Origin of the sequence: Streptomyces hawaiiensis (assembly GCF_004803895.1) — a bacterium.
Lineage (GTDB): Bacteria > Actinomycetota > Actinomycetes > Streptomycetales > Streptomycetaceae > Streptomyces > Streptomyces hawaiiensis.
On record NZ_CP021978.1, the window covers coordinates 7,206,779 to 7,226,666 of the forward strand.

General features: G+C 68.0%; 13 protein-coding genes and 2 pseudogenes. 9 read left to right on the forward strand and 6 right to left on the reverse strand.

Annotation, left to right across the window (positions count from 1 at the left end; translation table 11 throughout):
- Positions 1–192: 192 nt before the first annotated feature.
- From ureC to CEB94_RS33055, 5 genes and pseudogenes are all read left to right on the forward strand, one after another.
- A pseudogene (ureC, locus tag CEB94_RS33035) lies at positions 193–1,727 on the forward strand (urease subunit alpha); the annotation flags it as partial.
- A 105-nt stretch (positions 1,728–1,832) separates the two neighbouring features.
- Positions 1,833–2,501: an urease accessory protein UreF gene (locus CEB94_RS33040; protein WP_175435638.1), complete on the forward strand. Its 669-nt coding sequence runs from the start codon at positions 1,833–1,835 to the stop codon at positions 2,499–2,501.
- Positions 2,502–2,528: 27 nt separating this feature from the next.
- A pseudogene (gene ureG / locus CEB94_RS33045) lies at positions 2,529–3,221 on the forward strand (urease accessory protein UreG).
- 266 nt (positions 3,222–3,487) lie between these two features.
- Positions 3,488–4,426 (forward strand): urease accessory protein UreD, encoded by a 939-nt coding sequence (locus CEB94_RS33050; protein WP_246111991.1) that lies wholly within the window; start codon positions 3,488–3,490, stop codon positions 4,424–4,426.
- A gap of 194 nt (positions 4,427–4,620) precedes the next feature.
- Complete coding sequence (locus tag CEB94_RS33055; protein ID WP_425472558.1) at positions 4,621–5,721, forward strand: IS110 family RNA-guided transposase; 1,101 nt, start codon at positions 4,621–4,623, stop codon at positions 5,719–5,721.
- 176 nt (positions 5,722–5,897) lie between these two features.
- Here the strand turns inward: CEB94_RS33055 and CEB94_RS33060 are convergent, their stop codons facing one another.
- On the reverse strand, positions 5,898–6,320 hold the full coding sequence (locus tag CEB94_RS33060) for a restriction endonuclease (RefSeq protein WP_175435640.1): 423 nt from the start codon (positions 6,318–6,320) through the stop codon (positions 5,898–5,900).
- Between the two features lie 72 nt (positions 6,321–6,392).
- Between CEB94_RS33060 and CEB94_RS33065 the strand changes: the two genes are divergently transcribed.
- A complete protein-coding gene (locus CEB94_RS33065; RefSeq protein WP_175435641.1) occupies positions 6,393–6,893 on the forward strand; it encodes a toll/interleukin-1 receptor domain-containing protein in 501 nt (166 codons plus the stop codon).
- Positions 6,894–7,148: 255 nt separating this feature from the next.
- Here CEB94_RS33065 and CEB94_RS33070 read toward each other — a convergent pair whose 3' ends face one another.
- The gene (locus CEB94_RS33070) at positions 7,149–7,421 is read right to left on the reverse strand and encodes a helix-turn-helix domain-containing protein (RefSeq protein ID WP_102930544.1); all 273 of its coding nucleotides are present in this window, start codon (positions 7,419–7,421) and stop codon (positions 7,149–7,151) included.
- Between the two features lie 552 nt (positions 7,422–7,973).
- Here CEB94_RS33070 and CEB94_RS33075 point away from each other — a divergent pair.
- Positions 7,974–13,319, forward strand: a complete 5,346-nt coding sequence (locus tag CEB94_RS33075; RefSeq protein WP_175435642.1) for a sacsin N-terminal ATP-binding-like domain-containing protein — start codon at positions 7,974–7,976, stop codon at positions 13,317–13,319.
- 301 nt (positions 13,320–13,620) lie between these two features.
- Here the strand turns inward: CEB94_RS33075 and CEB94_RS33080 are convergent, their stop codons facing one another.
- A complete protein-coding gene (locus CEB94_RS33080; RefSeq protein WP_175435643.1) occupies positions 13,621–14,844 on the reverse strand; it encodes a hypothetical protein in 1,224 nt (407 codons plus the stop codon).
- Between the two features lie 113 nt (positions 14,845–14,957).
- The gene (locus tag CEB94_RS33085; protein WP_175435644.1) at positions 14,958–15,134 is read right to left on the reverse strand and encodes a hypothetical protein; all 177 of its coding nucleotides are present in this window, start codon (positions 15,132–15,134) and stop codon (positions 14,958–14,960) included.
- A 499-nt stretch (positions 15,135–15,633) separates the two neighbouring features.
- Between CEB94_RS33085 and CEB94_RS33090 the strand changes: the two genes are divergently transcribed.
- The gene (locus tag CEB94_RS33090) at positions 15,634–16,350 is read left to right on the forward strand and encodes a DUF4839 domain-containing protein (RefSeq protein ID WP_175435645.1); all 717 of its coding nucleotides are present in this window, start codon (positions 15,634–15,636) and stop codon (positions 16,348–16,350) included.
- A gap of 585 nt (positions 16,351–16,935) precedes the next feature.
- Positions 16,936–17,247: a hypothetical protein gene (locus CEB94_RS33095; RefSeq protein ID WP_175435646.1), complete on the forward strand. Its 312-nt coding sequence runs from the start codon at positions 16,936–16,938 to the stop codon at positions 17,245–17,247.
- 193 nt (positions 17,248–17,440) lie between these two features.
- Here the strand turns inward: CEB94_RS33095 and CEB94_RS33100 are convergent, their stop codons facing one another.
- Together CEB94_RS33100 and CEB94_RS33105 are read right to left on the reverse strand one after the other, a co-directional pair.
- Entirely contained in the window at positions 17,441–18,520 is a 1,080-nt protein-coding gene (locus CEB94_RS33100; RefSeq protein WP_246111993.1) for a M48 family metalloprotease, read from the reverse strand.
- A 472-nt stretch (positions 18,521–18,992) separates the two neighbouring features.
- Positions 18,993–19,223 (reverse strand): peptide deformylase, encoded by a 231-nt coding sequence (locus tag CEB94_RS33105; RefSeq protein ID WP_246111994.1) that lies wholly within the window; start codon positions 19,221–19,223, stop codon positions 18,993–18,995.
- Between the last annotated feature and the right edge of the window lie 665 nt (positions 19,224–19,888).

The window sequence follows — 19,888 nt, forward strand, 5'->3', positions numbered from 1 at the left end:
TCGTCGCTCGATGGGTGGTGAAGGGAAGGGTGCCAGTCAGCTCGTCATAGACGGACAACGGCCTGCGTCCAACCTCGATCCGGGTGGCCGCGGCCCTGTTCAGCAGGGCCTGCAAAGGTCCGGCCTCCTCGCCCCGCGGCCGCTCTTGACGAGGCTGGACGGGGATGTCGCCGGTCGTGGTCCGGCGTCCCTGTCCGGCTGCGCGACGGCCGGATCGAGGCGATCGGGAAGGCGTACAACCCCGAGACCATGTCCGAGCGGCCCCTCGGCGATCCGCGTGCCTCGCACTTCGTCGTGGGTCCAGAGACGGAGGTGATTTCGGGGGAAGGGGCGGATCCTGACCGCGGGCGGCGTTGACACGCATGTGCACTTCCTGTGCCCGAACCAGATCCACGAGGCGCTCGCCTCGGGCGTGACCACGCTGATCGGAGGCGGCACGGGCCCCGCCGAGGGAAGTACTGCCACTACCGTGACACCGGGGGAGTGGCACATCCAGCGGATGTTCGAGGCGCTGGACGCCTTTCCGGTGAACGTCGGCCTGCTCGCCAAGGGCAGCACCGTCTCCGAGAAGGCACTGCTCGACCAAGTCACGGCGGGCGCTCTCGGCTTCAAGATCCACGAAGACTGGGGCGCTACGCCGGCAGTGATCGACGCGGCGCTGAACGTGTGCGAGCAGACCGGTGTCCAGGTGGCGCTGCACGCCGACTCGCTGAACGAGTCGGGGTTCGTGCACAACGCCTTCGCCGCGACCATGCATCGCGGCAAAGCTAGGGAAGCCAGGTACCGCAGCCTGCCCATCTTCCACATCGAAGGCGCCGGCGGCGGCCACGCCCCGGACATGATCAGCCTCGTGAGCAAGCCGAACGTGCTGCCTGCCTCGACCAACCCGACCCGGCCCCTGACGGTGAACACCGTCAAGGAGCACGTCGACATGATGGTCGTGTGCCACCACCTCAACCCGGAGATCCCGGCGGACATGGCGTTCGCCGACTCCCGGATCCGGCCCCCCCACCATGGCCGCCGAGAACCTGCTGCACGACATGGGCACCATCTCGATGATGTCCTCCGACGCCCAGGCCATGGGACGCATCGGCGAGATGATCATGCGGACCTGGCAGACCGCACACGTCATGAAGTCCCGCTACGGGCATTTGCGTGAGGACGACGCGCACGCGGACAACTTCCGGGCCCGGCGCTACGTCGCCAAGTACACCATCAACCCCGCGATCACCCACGGCATCGACCACGAGGTCGGCTCCGTGGAGACCGGCAAACTCGCCGACCTGGTCCTGTGGGAACCGAAGTTCTTCGGCGTCAAACCGCACATGGTCATCAAGGGCGGCCAGATCGCCTACGCCCAGATCGGCGACGCCAACGCCTCCATCCCCACCCCACAGCCCTACCTGCCCCGCCCGGTCTGGGGATTCCAGGGCCGCTCACCCGCGGCGAACTCTTTCAACTTCGTCTCGGAAGCCGCCCTCGACGGGCGCCTGCCGCAGCTCGGACTCCTCAAGCCGCTGCAGGCGATCCGCTCCACCCGCGACGTCACCAAAGCCGACATGATCCACAACGACGGTGTGCCGGATATCGTCGTCGACCCGGAGACCTTCCTGGTCACCATCGGCGGCGCCACGACGTCCGACCTGCGCACCAGCGTGGACGGACACGAGATCGGCCGCAACTACGCCACAGAATTGCCGATGGCCCAGCGGTACTTCCTCTTCTGACCCTCTACCGGCCCACTTCGGACCTCTCTCCTCGACCGTGGGCCGGCCCCAGACTCGGAGGCCGGCATCCACCCGCCTTCTCACGAGAGGCGACCCTGTCACCCCATGAGCCGTACCGCCCTGCTCGTCCCGGCCGACGGCCGCTTCCCCGCCGGAGGGCACGCCCACTCCGGCGGCATGGAGGCCGCTGCCGCCTCCGGAGCCGTCCACGACACCGCGAGCCTGGAAGCGTTCTGCCGCGGACGCCTGCACACCACCGGACTGACCGCGGCCGGCCTGGCCGCCGCGGCGGCCACCGGACACGACCCCCTGGCCCTGGACGACGCAGCCGACGCCCGCACGCCGGCACCCGCGCTGCGCCACGTCGCCCGCCGACTGGGCCGGCAACTGCTGCGCGCCGCCCGCGCCACGTGGCCCTGTGCCGACCTCGACCACCTCGCTCACCACCGACCCGGGGGCGTGCATCAGCCGGTCGTCCTCGGTGTCGTGGCGCGGGCCGCCGGGCTGTCCCCGCCGGACGCCGCCCACGCCGCCGCGTTCGACAGCGTCGGGGGCCCGGCGACCGCCGCCGTACGGCTGCGGAGCCTCGACCCCTTCGACGCCGCGGCGGTCCTGGCCCGCCTGGCGGTCGAGTGCGACGCCGTCACCGCGGCGGAGGCGGCCGGGCGCGTCGCCTCGGACGGCGTCGCCATCCTGCCCGCTGTGTCCGCGCCCCTGCTGGACATCACCGCCGAGCAGCACGCCGCGCAGACCGTACGCCTCTTCGCATCCTGAATCCTTCGGCACAGACCTGGAGTCCCCGTGCACCTGGACCACCCGGTGACCCTGCCGCAGCGCCACACCCACAGTGCCGATCCCCACCGACCGGACGGCAGCCCCCGTGCCCTGCGCATCGGCTTCGGCGGACCGGTCGGCTCGGGCAAGACCGCCACCATCGCCGCGCTGTGCCGCGCCCTGCGCGACCGGCTGTCCCTCGCCGTGGTCACCAACGACATCTACACCCAGGAGGACGCCGCCTTCCTGCGCCGCGAAGCCGTGCTGCCATCCGAGCGGATCGCCGCCGTCGAGACCGGGGCCTGCCCGCACACCGCCATCCGCGACGATCTCCGCCAACCTCGAAGCCGTCGAGCAACTCGAACAGACGCTGGGCCCGCTCGACCTGATCCTCATCGAGTCCGGAGGGGACAACCTCACCGCGACCTTCTCCCGCGGACTGGCCGACGCCCAGGTCTTCGTCATCGACGTCGCCAGCGGCGACGACATCCCCCGCAAGGGCGGCCCCGGCATCACCACCGCCGACCTCCTCGTGGCAACAAGACCGACCTCGCGCCGTACGTCGGGGCCGACCTGGACACGATGAGGGCCGACACCCGCAGGCAGCGCAAGGACCTGCCGTTCGCCTTCACCAGCCTCACCTCGGACGACGGCATCAGGCCCGTCGCGGACTGGGTCGCCGAGTGCCTCGCCGCCTGGCGGACCGGGGCCATCCGGTGAAGGCCGCTGCCCAGGCACGGATCCAGACGCCATCACCGGCCGGCAACGGCGGAACGCCCCCGCAGCGGCAGGCGACAACCCGCATGCCGGACACAGTGACTCGCCCTGCCGAAGGCACAAGCCCCGGCCTCCGCGCCACCGCACGCCTCCGGGCCACCCACAACGGCCGTACCACCACCGTTCGCCTCCTGCACAGCGACGGCCCCTTCCACCTGCGCCGGCTGCGACCCCAAGGAGACCGGGCGCGCGTCTGCGTACTCGGCGCGATGAGCGCACCCCTCGGCGGCGACGAACTGGCGCTCGACGTCACCGCTGGAACGAGCACCCGACTGGAGGTGACAGCGGCCGCCGCCACCATCGCCCTGAGCGGCGCCACAAACGAACCCGCCACCTACGATGTACGGCTGACCGTAGGCGAGAACGCGTCGCTGCACTGGCTGCCACAGCCGCTGATCAGCACCCACGGCAGCAGCCTGCACCAGACCTACCGGGTAGACCTCCACGGGACGTCCCACCTGCTCCTGCGCAAAGAACAGCTCCTCGGACGCTCCGCCGAACCCCCGGGCCAGCTGTCCACCCGACTGACCGTGCTCCGCGCCGGCAGTACGATCCTTGACCAGCAGACCGTCTACGGCCCGCGAGCCCCGGCATGGGACGGACCCGCCGTACTGGGCTGCCACCGAGCGACGGGCCAACTCCTCCTCGTCACCCCCGACCTCGACCCGCCACCGGCACCCCTGCTCCTCGGCGACCCACTACGCGGGCACTGCGTGCTGTCGCCCCTCGCCGACGACGCTGCGCTCCTCGCCACCGCCGTCGCGCCGACCCTCGCCGGACTCCGTCAGCTCCTCGATGGGCCCGCACCCATGCCGATGGCACCAGGCGGCCCGCGTACCAGTGAGCGAACACATCACCGGTCCAGCGGAGGCTTCCTTTCAGCGCGGTCTGTGGGAGTGCAGGCAGGCCGGACCGTGACACTCGTTCGATGCTCCGAGCGATGGTCGATGAAGGGCGACCGTAAGGCGGGCCGGACCGCTGTCCGCCACGGCCCGGTCACGAGTGGGCCGGGAGTCAACTCATCATCAGCCTGCTCCGGCCAGGTTGGGCATTGGTTCGGGCGAAAAGCCATCCGGTTGTGGTCGGACGTACCGATGCGCCGGGATCGATGGCACGGTTGCGCAGTGCCGTCCCGGGCGGAGGTCTGACTCGTGAGATCTATGACCGAAGTGTCCAGTCACGGACCTGTCGACTGCCGTTGCGGGACGCTGCCTGCCACCGAGCCACAGGGCGTGTCCCTATAGGGGCCTTGCCGAGTTTCAGGCGCCATCACGGTTCAGACCGCCCGAGCAGGCCGGTGCCATTCACCCTAGCCAGCACGTCAGCATGTGGGAGGCGAACCATCGTGACGACCCGACAGCGCAGCACCTCATCGAGCACGGATCCGCCCGTTCGGCGCGAGGTCGTCCTGGGCGTGGACACGCACGGCGAGGCGCATGTTGCCGCCGTGATCTCCCCGCTCGGGAAGATTCTGGGAACGGAGTCCTTTCCCGCGACGGCGGCCGGCTACCGACAGCTGCTCGCGTGGGCCCGCAAGCTGGGTACGGTGCGGCGTGCCGGTGTGGAGGGCACCGGCACCTTCGGTGCGGGCCTGTCCCGTTACCTGCTGGCCCAGCAGATACAGGTCTTCGAAGTGAACCGGCCCGACCGCTCGGCCCGCCGGCTACTCGGGAAGTCGGATCCGCTCGACGCTCAGGCCGCCGCGCGAGCCGTGCTCAGCGGTCGTGCCCGGGCCCGGGCCAAGTCCGGCGACGGTCCGGTGCACAGCGCCCGGATCTTCAAGCTCGCCAAGGACTCCGCGGTCAAGGCCCGTACCCAGGCGATCAACCAGCTCAAAGCCGTCCTGGTCATCGCCGATCCCGCACTGCGGGAACGACTGTCCAGCCTGGGCAACCGCGAGCTGTTCCGCACCTGCGCACGCCTCGTGCCAGACGACGGCGAGGACGGGGAGAACGCGGTGGCCCAGGCCACCCACATGACCCTGAGAATGCTCGCGGAGCGTATCGAACAGCTCACCGGGCAGATCAATGAGCTGAACCAACGCCTGACCCGGCTCGTCGAACACCACGCCCCACAGCTACTCGTACCGGTGGGCATCGGCCCGGACAGCGCAGTCACTCTCCTGATCACCATGGGAGACAACCCTGAGCGGCTGAACACCGAGGCGTCCTTTGCAGCCCTTTGCGGAGTAAACCCCATCGAGTACTCCTCCGGGCGGCGAGTCGCGCGACGGCTCAACTACGGCGGCGACCGCCAGGCAAACGCCGCCCTGCACCGCATCGTGTTCACTCGGCTGCGCCACGACCCGCGCACCCAGGCGTACTACGAACGCCGCACCCAGGAGGGCAAGACCCGTCGTGAGATCATCCGATGCCTCAAGCGGTATGCCGCCCGCGAGGTCTTCAACCTGGTCAGACCGGTTTCCCGCACCCCCGCGTTATAGGGGCGTCTGTGACACGCAGCGTCCATGGGGCTCGTGACACGGACGTGACAGAAGATGCGCAGCGGATCCCCTGTGTGCAGCGACGGTATTGGGGGGGCGCCTTGCCATCGGTATTGGGCGAACGAATGCCTGGCTGGACGCTGTGCGCTTGAGTGTTCTGATGGTGCGTAGGGTGCTCAGAAATCGGAGCCCAGCAGGGCGAGAGGACGACGTTCGAGCTGCGCGAAGCGGACCTTTTCGCGCAGCCAGGCCGCAACATCACCTTGCCGTTCGAGCAGGAGAACGAGTTCCCGGAGTTCGCCCAGGACGATCACTCGCTGGTTCAGTGCGCGTTCGCTCTCTTCGATGGCCGGCCCGGTGAAGCCAGATGCAGAAATGAATAGGGCGCGGACTTCCGAGCGCCCGTACACCCGTACCAGGTGGCGGCTCATCGCGTTGATCTCGACAGGCTCACCCCACCACTTGATCTCTACGAGGTACGCGGATCCGTCGACTTCGAGGGCGCCGTCGATCTGTTCAACGGGATGCCCCTCCTCGCTGCGCAGCGTGAAGGATTCCCTGATCAAGATGCCTTCGGTTGCGAACAGGTCGTTGAGCACACCTTCCAGGGCGGTGCCTCGCTTTCTCGGGTCGTCTTCGTTGAACAGATCGTTGAGTCGGTCTCGGAGTGCTTGAAAATCCGACCTGGGGATCGGATCCCCGGCAAGATCAACGAGGCGCTGGGGCTCGTAGACACCGTCATGGTCTTCTGGTCCGCCAACTCTTCGAAGTCCCCTTGGGTGAACACAGAGTGGGAGGCCGCCCTCACACGGCGACTGAGGGATGACTCTGTCCGCGTCATCCCGGTTGTCCTCGACGAGACCCCGCTTCCGCCGCTCCTTGAGCCGATCATGTGGGTTTCCATGGTTGACGGTGATGTCGATAGAGCTGCTCGGGAACTCGTAGGTGTGGACTCCCAAGCAGAACTCGTGAAGACGATGCAGCGAACCGTTGAGGAGTCCGGACTGGAGTACAGGTACTTAAATGGGTTCGGCGTCATCGTTGGCTGTCCCCGGTGCGGAGCTCCAAGTTCGAAGTTGGAAGGCTGGAGCGCCGTTGATCACGTCCGAGACGACATGTACGCGGGAGTTCGTTGTACTGAATGTGGGTGGGACGAAGGCGGCGAAGTCTGACTACACCGCGCGCACCACACAGAGTTTCGTCGGGGCCAACCCGCCGTGGCGTTGGCCCTCGTCATAGGGGCTGTGATACGGCGAAGCCCCGTCGGGGATCCATCCCGACGAGGCTTCTGCAGGGAGCGAGCCACGAGGGGGTGCGGCATCCCCGATGGGTACAACTGTCGACTCACCGCTCTCGAGCGTTCGGAGCCCGCGATACGACGAAGCCGTGTCGGGAAGCACTCCATCGGGGCTTCTGTGCAAATCGTGCTACGACGTGTCGCGGCCGGTGTGGGTACCGTTGTACTCAGGCACCCCGCTCTCGAGCACGCGGAGCAGGGACGCGGTGACGACACGTGTCGTACGGCCGATGCGCAGCACGCGGCAGGGGAACTCTCCGCGACGAATAAGGTCGTAGCCTTTCGCTCGTGAGAATCCCAGTGCCCTTGATGCATCTTCCACGCTCCCTGTTCCGTCCCAGGTAGCCCGAATGTGGATAGGACTGTAGCGGGGACCTGACGGCTCTTTGCTTTCTTGGTGCATTTCGAAGTGTTTCGTCCTTGCTCAGGCGGCATCGCTTACGTATGGTCGGCAGGTTTTGAACTGCTCAGAGCAGCGGTTGCGCGTAGTCGGTGGCCGGGTCCCTGCACTGCGGAGTCAGCTGGCAAAAACGGCACAGCGGCAAGGGTCGGTAGCCGTTACACCCAGACCAGCTGAGAGAGTGCGCCGAGAGTCGGCTACCCCAGATCGGTGATGGGGTCGTTGCGTGCCGCAGAGAGCTGAAGGGGTCCCAGGATCTTGGGCGTGAGCGGTCCGGCTGCCCGGGGGACTGGTATGGGCTCTCGGAGTCGATCTGGTGTCATGTTCGCGATTCCTTCCGACATGCGAGCAGGTGTTGGCGGTGGGCCAATAATGATCCGCGGGATTGCCGGTTTGGCTAACCGGCAATCCCGCGCTATGTTGCGCCGCTTTGCAGGTGCTGCACGCCACGGAGCCGCAGGGCCGCCCGTGTCAAACGCCCTTCAGGGCTCCTTCCCGCTCAGTAGGATCACCGGCAGAGCGAGGCGGGACGCGCACGGGGTGGGGATTAGCGGTATGGCAGCGGGGGGCCGGCGACCGTCGGCGGAGCGTGTGCGGCAGCGCCGGTCGGCCGCCGTGCGCAGGCGTGTGCACGAGAAGGCGCTGGTCGAGGTGCGCGGCTGTCTGCGGGACTGGGATGACGGCCGTGACGCGGCCCGCGAAGCCAAGGCCGTGGCCGAGACGATCATCGCGCCCGAGTATGAGGGCCGGGTGCTCATCGAGTTGTTGCAGAACGCGCACGACGCGCACCCGGCCGGTGCCGCCGACGGACGTATCGAGATCCGGCTGGACGAGGACGAGGGTGAGCACGGCACCCTCTATGTGGCCAATCGCGGCAAGCCGTTCGGCGGCAAGAACTTCAAGGACCTGTGCAGCATCGCCCTGTCCAGCAAGCGTGCCGACGCCGGGATCGGCCACAAGGGTGTCGGCTTCAAGAGTGTGCTGCACCTGTGCGATGCCCCCGAGGTCTACAGCGTGGCCGGGGAGGGATCCCGTGTCCCCGACGGGTTTACCTTTCGGTTCGCCCGGCTCGACGACTACGACGCGCTCGCCCGGGAGGTGGCGCCCGAACGCGCCGGTTTCGCCGACTACTTGAAGGAAAACCTGCTCACGCTGAAGGTGCCGGTCTTCCTGGAGGAGGCACCGAAGACCGTCCACAACTTCGCGCGCCGGGGCTTCGTCACCGTCATCCGTTTGCCACTGAAGTCCGCCGACGCGCGCTCGGCCGCCGGGACGCAGGTGCGGGAACTCATGGACGACAGCGCCCCGTTCGAGCTGTTCCTCGACCGCCTGGAACGTGTCCGGCTGGAGTGGCGGTCCGCAGGGAAATCCCGGGGCAGGACGTACGACCGTCAGGTGGAGGTGCTGCACCACGCCCGTGGCCTGAAGGTGCAGCAGGTCACCTTGCGCCGGCGGATGCGACTGATCGTCGTCTGTGGGAAGGCCGACCCGGACCGCGCCCGGGAGGCGCTCACCGCGTCGATCGAGAAGAGCGGCATGCGGCGCGACTGGATGGCCTGGGAGAAGAAGGCCGAGGTACGCGTCGCCGTACCGGTCGCCGACCCCCTGCGGGAGGGGCGGCTGTACACCTTCCTGCCGATGGGCGAGAAGATCGCGGCCCCCGTGCGCGGCTTCGTCCATGCCCCGTTCTTCGCCGAGATGAACCGGCGCTCGTTCAACGAGGCGGTGCCGTGGAACGGCCTGCTGCTCGACACCGTGGCCGAGACGTGTGCCCGCGCGGTGCTCGCCACGGCAGACGGACGCGCACCCGTTCCTGCCGGAGCGCTGGTCGACCTGATGTGCTGGCGGTCGCCCACGGCACTTCCACGGCTCACCTCCGCCTTCCAGCGGCTCGGTCACGGCATCGCCCAGGTGCCGTTCATCCCGGTGATCGCCACGGCGTCCGGCACGCGCACCTCCCTGCACCGGGCAGTGCTGTGGGAGGGCAAGGAGCACGCCACGGCCTTCACCTCGCACGCGGTCGCCGCCACGGGGGTCACGGATCTTCTCGACCCGGAGCTGCACCTTGTACGGCTGCGGCGGTTGGTGTCTCTGGCGAGGAGTATGGGCACGCGCCTCGAACCGCCCCCGGAGCGCCTCGCCTCCTGGGCGGAGCGGCTCGCCGAGGCCGCCGCCCGCGCCCCCTTCGACCCCGGATGGTGGGCAGACTTCTACTACGACCTCTCGCAGGAGTTCCCCAACGGCTCGGACCTGACCGGCAAGCGGATCATCCTCACGTCCGGGTCGGCGCTGGCACCGGCTGGCGCGGAAGGCGTCTTCTTCGACCGGGAGTCCCCGCGGGGCGGCTCCCTTCCGGCCCTGCCCGACGGGCTGTCCGGCCGTCTGCACTTCGTGCACGAGGGCATCGCCTGGACCGGCAAGGGCCGCAAGCGCAGAGCGCACGGCCGCACCTGGCTCAGGACCGCCGACCTCGTCCACGACTACGGCGCCGACCGGGTGCTCGATGTCGTGGCCGCGGCCCTGAGCGCGGGCGGAGAGGGCGGAGACGACGACGGCGTGCGCCTGGCCTGCCTCCGCTACGCCTGTGCGGCGTCCCACGCACAGGAGACCGAGGGGCGTAGAGCTCCGCGCCTGAAGGATCTCCGGGTACCGACGCGGGGCGGCTGGTCGGAGGCGAGCCGCGCCATGTTCGGGCCGGGGTGGCCCGGTGAGCATTCCTCCGTCGATGACACTCTGACCCGGTTTTTGGAGCACGTCCGGGGACTGTCGTCCGTGCTGACCCAGACCGAGCGGCGGCTTCTCCTGCGCCCCGACGAGCTGTGCGGGGACACGCTCCCCGTCGAGGCCATGCGGCGCTTCCTCGAACGGCACGGCGTCGCTCACGGCCTCCGTCCCCGGAACGAGGTCTTCCGCACCGAAGTGCGAGGCGAGGCCCTCAACTGGCCCGCCCGTTTCTGGTCCCCGGGCAGGCAGGATCTGCTGCCCCAGTGGCGGACGACCGCCGAGCGCTGGCCGAACCGGCGGCGGGTCGGCTACCTCAAAGTCGCATACCACTCACGCTTCCGTACCGCGGCCGTGCTGCCCGGACAGGACGACTACGCCGCCTTCGGCGAGGAGGACCGAAGGCTCTACGCGGAACTCATCGTGCACGGCCTCGCTTTCTCCTGGCTCGACTCCGCGCTGGAGATGCACTTCGTACGCCACACCGACTCCGCCGGGACCCCGTGGCCCACTCCGCTGGCCGCCTTCCTCGCCCACGCGCCGTGGATCCCGCAGACCGCCGTCCCGGGCGCCCCCGCGGAGGGGACCGTGTTCGCCACCGCAGGGCGGGCCTGGTGGTGGCAGGGCACGCAGTCCCCGCCGCCGTTCCTCGGCGTGGTGCCCGCGACCTTGCGCAGCAGGCGGTCCGCCAAGCTCGTGGCACGCCTCGGCCTGCTCGGCATCCGCTCCTGGGACGACCCTGGCACCGCGCTCGACCGGCTCGGCCACCTGCCCGACCTGGTGCAGGCCGGCCCGCATCTGCGCGAAGGCAGGCACGCGCACGAGATCGGGCAGGAGTACGAGAAGGCGTGGGCCCAGCTGCTGCCCGCCGAGGGCGGCACACGCACCGCCGACGACGGGCCCGCCACGCCACCGCGCCGGCTGCTAATCCACCGGGCCGGTGCCATCGAACTGCTGGACCCGGCCGAGATGGACGAGACGGTCTACGTCCCGGACCCTGACGGGGCCCAGAACCGGGCCCTCCTGGACCGCGTCCCGGTGCCCGTGATCCCGATCAGGGACAGGGCGCTGGGCGCCCGGGTCCACGCCTTCCTCGACCAGGGGACGACGTTCGACGTCCAGCGGTGCGGCGACGCCGCACACGACATCCAGACCGACGGGCTGCCCGTCCGTGAGGCGATGCGCCTGCCGCTGACCCGGTACGCGGGCCCCTGGCTGCTCACCCTGGTCGCCGCTCTGCTGGAATTCGACGAGGAGCGCGCGTCCCGGACGGAGCCTGTGGCCGTGGCAGAGGCGACCGGCCTGCTGCGCCGCTGCGAGGTGACCGTGGCCGATGAGGCCGTCGTCTGGATCGCCGGACACCGTCTCACCGAGAACGGCGCGGACCGGGCCCTGTTGCACCCGCACCCCGACCGGCCCTGTGTCGTCGTCGTGCGCAGTGGGCCGCGCACCGGCTGGCGAGTGCTCCGTACCGCCGCACCCGCCCTGGCCGCTCTCATCCGCGCGCCCTACCTCGCGGACATCCTGTGGAAGGCACTGACCCGGCTGGAGGAGCGGGACCTGAAGACGGACGACGTTTCCGAGGAAGATCTCGCGGACGTCCTGGAACTGCGGCAGCACCAGTTGCGCGCGGTCCTCGCCGAGCGGGCCTCGGAGCGCTCCGGCAGCGCGCGGCTCGTGCCGCTCCTCGCTTGCCTCGACCTCGACCTCGCGGAGGAACTTCAGCAACGTATCGAGGACTTCCCCGACCGGGCTGCCCTCCTGGCTTGGCTCACCGCCCGGGCCGGCGCACCGGACGCGGAACGCCTCATGCGGCTCCTCGACGACGACGATCCGGAACGGCAGCTGAGGGCCCTGTCCGTGCCCCTGGCCGAGGCCAACCGCGCCTGGCACGCACTGGGCCTGCCGCAGATCGACAACACCGACCGGCACGAACGACAGTTCGCGACCTGGCTCCAGCGGAACCGTCCCGCACTCGCCGAGCGAATCAGGGACGCCCACGCCGACGTCCACCGCTCCGGCCGGTCCCTGGCCACCTACGTGCGGCTGCGCGGCCTGCCCTCACTCGCGCCGGACCCGGCCTGGCACACGACACTCTGGGACCTCACCGACCAGCTCCTCCGGGCTCACGCGGACGCCTGGCTGACCCGATCGCTCCCCGCACAGCCGCCGACATCCCGCGCGCTGCCGCCGCTCACCGAGGTTCGCGAAGCATCCACCACCGCCGTCCACCAGCACCTGCCGCGTCTACGGCAGCTGATTGAGGAATGGCAGCGTCTGCACCCGACGAGCCGTACCGCGGTGCTGCCACCCGCGCAGGAGGTGCTGCGAGCGCTGGACGACGAAGGGATGCTGGACTTCCAGGTCCTGTCCACGAAGACGTTGATCACCTGGCTCAGCGACCACGGCCACTGGCCGGTGGACATGCCCCTGTCGGACCGCCGCGCCCAACTCGGGCTGTCCCCGACGCGCTCGTCGGCGCCTGCCGGGAACAGCGCCGCGGCCACGGGCACCAGCCGATCCGGAACACCCCTGCCGGGGCCCCAAGTAGCCCTGAACGGCAAGCTTGTCCCGGCGGGCCCCGACGACCTGGCCGCACTGGCCCGTGAGGTGGCCGCGGACCTGACACCAGAACAGTGCGCCACCCCGGCCACGTCCGTGACGGCACTCGCGCCCCGCATTCCCCGGCCTCGCACCCCGTCACAGCCCGCCGCCGGATCACAGGGCGGTTCCTACCAGGCCGCAGGCAACGACCAGGACCGCACCGTGCCGGTGGGCGTCGCCGGGGAGGCGGCGGTGGCCGCGTGGCTGCACGAGCAGTTCGGCGTCGAACCACAGGACTCGTGGAAGTCGAGCCTGCGCGTGCACGGACTCGCCGGTGCGCAGCCGGGGGACGATCGGCTCGGCTACGACTTCCTCATCCACGACGGCGACGCGACCTACCTCTACGAGGTCAAGTCGTCCATGGGTGACAGCGGAGAGATCATCCTGGGCGGGTCGGAGGTGCGACGCGCTTCCCGGCTGGCCCCGGGCGAGACGTACTTCATCGTGTACGTCTCTCATGTTCTCGACCGCGACCGCCGCGACATCACCGTCCTGCCCAACCCATTCGGCGCCCCCGACCTCGCTGGCTATGAACTGGTTAGCACCCAGCTGAGGCTTCGATTCAACCTTGGCTGAATCAATAAGTTCGTGCCCGGCTGGCTGTGGGACGACGGCCTTGCTACTACAGGGATACTTGGCGGACGACAGGCATCCACTCGCAGGTCAGCGGCTCGCGAGCGAACGCTCATTCAGTCCGTCGCCGCAGGTTGCAGACCGAAGTGTCCCTGTAGTACTAGGGAAAGGGGTGCTGGGTGTGCTGCGCCCACTGTGGCACCGGGACTGACATGTCGGGTGGAAACACGACACCCCCCGAACCGGTCAGGGGGGCTCTGGCACCAGGTGACGAAGCGAGGGGCGGTCAGCGGCGGCCGACAGATCACGCCTCATGCTTCCTGCGGCACGAGAAGTGCTCGGGCAGCCCTTCGGGTCCTGGAAGGCTTGCGGGCTGACCGCAGCCGAAGCGGCAGAGCGGGATTGCTTGCCCCGACGCGTCGACCGGAACCCTGGCGGTCTCGGTTTCCCGGGGGCGGGACTCAAGGACGATCGCGCGGCTGCCACGTCTCTGCTTCGGTTCAGCCCGCACCTCCGAAGCCGGACGGTCCTCGGTGCACCTGTCGCGCCGGTCCCCCTGTCGTACGGATGGCTGGCGCTCCTTGTCGTCCAGGGCGGGCCCGTTCGCCTCGAGGTACTGCTGCCACTGCTGTGCGGGGAGCCAACCGTGGTGGCCGCCCCGCTGGAACGGGATCCGCTCACCGGCCGCAGCTTCCACGATGAACCGGGTGAGGGTCAGGCCGCCTTCCCCTGTGAAGGTGCTCGACTGATGGGCGGGCATGAGGACGCGGTGCCAGCCCCCGCAATACCCGGCGTCGGTGGGGTTCTCCGGGTCGTAGGGCTTCTCCGGGCACCGTGTGAGCGCGCCGTTCTGGCTGCACTGGCCCTCCTCCAGGACGAAGTTGCCGTCCTGGACCGCGATGGGGTTCTTCTGCACGCGGATGATGGAGGCCGGCAGGTTGGGCGTGCGGACGTAAGGGACGGTGCCGATGCCTGCGTGGTCGTGGTCGGCGAAGTCCCAGACCGATTGGATACCGCCGCGGCGCCGGAACCCCTCCCGTGCACGCATTCCGCGGGCTGTCTGGGCGCTCAGCTGAGGCTCGTAGCCCAGGACGATGCCGTTGGCGCCGTTGATGCGTACATCGAGGCGCGCGTGCCCGTCGGCGGTCTGCGACTCGATGTCGGCGTGGAAGCCGTGATCTTCGGAGTCCTTCGCGACGCGTTCCTTGCGGGCGAGGTGCTCGTCGGACTCGTGGCTGATGGGCTTCTCCCCGGGCTTCCGGTAGTGGGAGGCAAGCCAAACGCCGTCACGCTGGACGAGGTACATGGGGACGCGCCGGCCGCGGAGATCCCGGCAGTCGGGGCAGATGAGCCCGCGCTTTTCGACGGGGACACGTCCTCGCATGCGCAGGAGCACGTTCAGGAGGTCTTGGCCGTGCGGGACGCCGAGGTCGGGGCGATCCAAGTCGAGGTTGCGGCCAGCCGGTTCGTAGTAGACGGGGTTGCGGAAGAGGTCTTCGTCGCTGTCGATCTGAAGGTCGTCGTCCATTGGTACTCCCCGCAGCCGCCACGAGTAGGACTCACAACGCTACGGGGAGGGTCTGACAATCGGGGCTGTCCTGCGGAAACAGGACGCACTGAGAGACACAGGGGGCAGTGGGCCTACAGCGGGTCAGGTCCGCATAGCTCGCAGCGCTTCCTCCGGATCTCCTTCGCTCGTAGCTCCTGTGCGGTGAACAGGGAGGGAGGACCGAGCCATGCCAGGTAGGAGCGGCTGTGCCCGTGGCGGACTGCCTCGATGCCCATCTCCATGGCCTCGACGCGCTTCTCGAGGCTCATGAGCGAACGGCAGTCCCATCGGTGGAGCCGGCTCGTGGTGGATCCCATGGCATAGGTCTTGCCCTCGTCGAGCTGCGCCTCCACCGGGCAATGTCTTCGCGGGAGCGTTGCCGCACGCTGCGAACTGAGGCGCAATCCTGGCAGACGCGTCAAGTTCTACATTCAGGAAGCCCGGCCTCGCATCCCGAGGAACTCGGCATCACGCCGAAGGAACTCGTCGAAATGCACCGCCGGTTCTAGGTCGTCTCCGGCGCCCAGACCCAGGTGGACCGGGGCGACGGCGGCAGGATTTTTCGCCCAAATGGACATCCCGAAGGTCTACTACTTCCACATGACGCTGTCGTAGTGCATGCCGACTCCGGTCTCCCGTTAAACGCGTTCAGCGTGCTGCGGATGCCGGTGATGAGCCGACAGTTCGTGACGTCGGGCTCTGCGCGGAGTCATCTATGCTCGCGCCCAGTTGGTATGACCAGTTCGCTTCAGGGGGGCGGGGAGCCGCATGGCCGATGAGATCAGGTACGAGTACAAGGCGGTGCAGACGGTTCGGGGCACTGACGGTTTGGTGATCTCGAAGATGCAGAAGGACGGATGGGAGCTCGTGGAACAGCTCCCAGGCAGACTTCGCACCACCCTCAACTTCCGTCGGCCGAAGAGGCCACTGCCTTGGCGTCTGATCGGGGCGGGGGCTGCCGCCCTCCTGGTCTTGGCCGCCATCATCGGCACGGGCGTTGCGCTCGGCGACGGCGACGAGGAGAAGGGCGCGTTGGCCAGTTCGACGGCCGCCAGTGAGAAGCCTTCTGCTACGCCGCCCGCAGACGAGCCGACCACCGCTGAGGTGATCACGGCGCAGAACAGTCCCGAGTTCGCGACGTTGTTGAAGGTGGATCCGTGTGGCGAAGCGAACGTGAATTTCGCAACCAAGCACGAGGGGCAGAGGGTCGCCTTCGACGGGTCAATCAGGCACATGGCGGCCCACGCGGATGACCGGACCCGCTACGACTTCCTTCTAGGCCCGGGCGACAAGGGGCCGCAGACGACGGACGGCCCGAACTTCAAGTACGAGGACGTCAACACCGGCAACCTCCACCTGACCGGCAAGGAGGTCCCTGCCACCATTGCAGTTGGCGACAAGTTCCGCTTCATCGCCGAGGTGATCGAGTTCAACACGGTCCAGTGCCTATTCCGCCTCGCCCCGGTCTCGACGGAGACCCGGTAGCCGAAATGGGCAGCCCTCCCATCATGGAGGGAGCTGCCCGATGGAACGGCGCCCCCTGCTCCATCCATTCGAGAGTTTTGAACTTTCCCACCAGCTTGCCAGACGGCAGCGCCATCCTTGACCCATGCTCGCATCCAGCCCGGCCCAACGGCTCGCCGACCACGTTCGACACCTCCTTGGCGGCGGACCGTTTCTCCAGCCCGGCGGATGGACCCACATGGGTGCCGTCATCTGCGACGTCAGCTTCCAGCCCCGGTGCAACTACGAGAGGACTCTCCGACCGCGGCTCCTTCATCTGCAACTGAGCTGGGCTGATGCAAGAACAGTCCGCGGCTTCCAGCGCCGGCTCGTCACGGAAGACCTTGCCGTGGCCATGAAGTTCAACCACGCACAGAAGGTCGCGACGGCTCACGCCATCACCGACCGCCTCGCGGCCGACGGGGTCGATACCCGCGAGGACCTTCACACCTGGCTCGATCATCAGGCCAATCGCGCCGCTCTGCGCACCAGGGCCCCGGCGAGTGCCTGGATCACCCCACCCTGGGGTGATCCAGGCACTCGCCGGGGCCCTGCGGCAGCCTCACGGTGGTCGCGCTCGCCGCAGAGGCCGGTGTCCACCGCATGGCGCTGCAAAAGCGCCACGCCGACCTCAAAGAGGAGTTCTACGCGCGGGTGCGTACGGAGACGCACCAGACGCCGGAAGTCGAAAGGCGGCTTCGCAAGGAGCTGGTCCGCCTGAAGGGAGCTCTCAAAGACTCCCGGGCTGCCGAGGCCGCGTCCCGGCATCGAGCGGAGCAGATGGCCCTCGCGGCAGCCGTCCTCATCCTCCGGCAACCCGATAGCCAAGACCAGCCTGTTCCCGACAACGTCATCCCGCTCCACCCGTCCGGCAATTAAGGAGAGCAGGCCGTCACGCAGCGCTGCCGAGTTCCTTGCGGGGTGGGTGAACTCGCGGACGGCCGACTCGCGCCCCAGGAGGCGAGGCTGTGGCACACCTCGGGGCTTCCGCAAATCACCGGCCGTCACGCCGCGACGCCGATGAGGCAGTGGCAGCAGAAGCACCCAAGCTCTCGTCAGTCAAGGACAACGTTCACGGCGCAGCGTGATGGCCGGCCATGTGCTCCAAGCGTGCGACGCGCTCCCGGATGGGGGCATGCGTCGAGAAGAGTCTCGACACAAGGGTATCCGCGCGAAAAGGGGCGGCGGCCATCATATGTCCCCTTACCTGGAGGCGAGGCTCGGGCGGAAGCGGCAGCAGTTTGGTGCCCTTTTCCAGCTTGCGGAGTGCTGATGCAAGGGCGAGAGGGTCCCCTGTCAATGAAGCGCCAGCAGCATCTGCCCTGTATTCACAGGACCGACTGACCGCGAGACGAATAAGGGAGGCAGCAAGAGGGCCACCCAAAAGGATGACCAGCAGCGAGCCAAGCATGGTAGAGCCACCCTCGTCGTCGGAACGGCCGACTGGAGTCAGCCAGACAAGGTTGAGCACGAATAGAACCACCCCGGCTAGTGCACCAATTGTGGACGAAATCAAGACGTCGCGGTTGTGGATATGGCTCAGCTCATGCGCAATTACACCGCGTAGTTCCCGTTCATCGAGGATGCGCAAGATGCCATCGGTACAGCACACAGCAGCGTTCCGCCGGGTCCGTCCAACGGCGAAGGCGTTCGGGGCTTGCGTTGGCGAGAGGTAGATCGATGGCATGGGACGGCGTGCGTCGACGGACAGTTCACGCACGATTCGATAGAGCTGTGGCACCTCTTGTTCGCTAGCTGGTCGTGCGCGCATGGCTTGCAGCGCAAGTCTGTCGCCGTTCCAATATGCGTACCCGATGACAGCAAGTGCGCCCGCCATGGCGGTGATCATTCCTGGACGACCGAAGCTACTCCCAGCCAACGCCACCCCTCCGAGAAGGACTGCCAGCAGCACTGCCGCTCTGAGGGTGCCGTGATGAGTTCTGGCGCCTTGCAACTCAATTTGGGCACGGGTGGATTGGCGGTGGGTTATTGGCGGAATAGGAAGAGTGACGTTCAAAGTAGCTGCCACGCAGCGACGCCAGAGACTGTAGTAGTGCCGACCCCGGCTGCGAGCGACTATGACACGGTGACGCTTTTCCGTTTTGAGCGTTGCTGAAATCAGTCTGCGCGCGAATGAATTCTCCGTGCTCATACAGCCCTCCGTGGTTCTGCTCCCGGCGTCGGGGGAGGGATCGTGTTCGGCCGCGCAGATTGCTGATCGGGTCCACCCATGTTCGGGCTGCTCGGAGCTGGAGCGGCTGCAGGAGCTTCCCCGGGGGGAGGGGGGCCAGCCACCGCGTCACCGACGCTCTGCAACTGACCGAGCTGCGTCAGCAGCGCCGGCGCTGAGATACCCACCGCAATCGCTGCGTAGGCACCGTCAATCTGCCCTGTGCTACCGAACATCGCGGCGGCACCGGCCCCAAGCGCTGTGTGGAATAGGGCGGCTACCAGGTCAGGCACGGGATCGATGAAATCTCGGAATGCTGGTACCTCGGCTGGCTGGTCGACGGGGGCCAGCTGGCGATGGGCCCGACGGGCTGCCCGCCACTCCATCGTGTGGTTATAGAAGTCCACGAACGCCCGTAAGGAACCTCCCGCTGCCCCGAGCAAGAGCAGAGTTACTACGTCCACGGCCCCGTGCCGATCTGCGGGGCCGCGATGCCCATGTCCTGGGCGAAGAGGTGGACCTGGCTGATCCGCTCCATGGCGGCGAACAGCTCGTCGGTGATGCCCTCGGCCTCGTCGCGCTCGGCGGGCAGGTCGAAGGCGCGGGCCGGTTCGGCGAGTATGCCGGCGCCGTGCTGGACGACGCCGAGGTCTCGCATCATCTGGCTGGGCCGCACATCAGTCACCTGAACTCCCCTTGATCCATGGTGCGTTCGCGCCGTGGCCGATACCGATACTCCAGACGGTACCGAGCGTGCAAGGCGAGTGTGGTCGTGATCCACGAGAATCGCCGTATCTTACCGTCGTCGCTGCGGACAAATGGGGTTCGCAGCGACGAGGCTTCGGCGGTCATGGAGGTCTCGGTGCCCCACGCGACCGGGTAGAGGATCCTGACGATCACGCAATGGATGGCACACTGATGGGCCCAATTTGCCCATTGCGCCTGGGAGATAACCTGATGAACGTCACCCCCGCAGCCGACGCCCAGGGAACCGAAACAGCCGGGGAACGTACCGGCGGCTGCCTGTGCGGCCGTATCCGCTTCACTACCCGAGGTCCGGCAGTCTTCCCGCACTTGTGCTTCTCTGATGATTGAGTGAGTTCAAGGACTCACAGGGGTGCAAGTTGGACGAGTGGTGGGTGGTGTTTGTTCCGGATCCGGAGCGGTGGGGGCCGCTGCCGGAGGATGGGGTGCTGGGGGTCCGTGATCTGCCAGCTGCGTTGGACGGGGTGGGGCTTCGGCCGGGTGATCCGGTATTCGTGCGGCCCGATTTCGTCGTGGACACGGAACTGCTGCAGTTCGTCCTCTCGCCCGAGTTCCGTGGTCTGGAGCGGGAGTCGCGTCGGAATT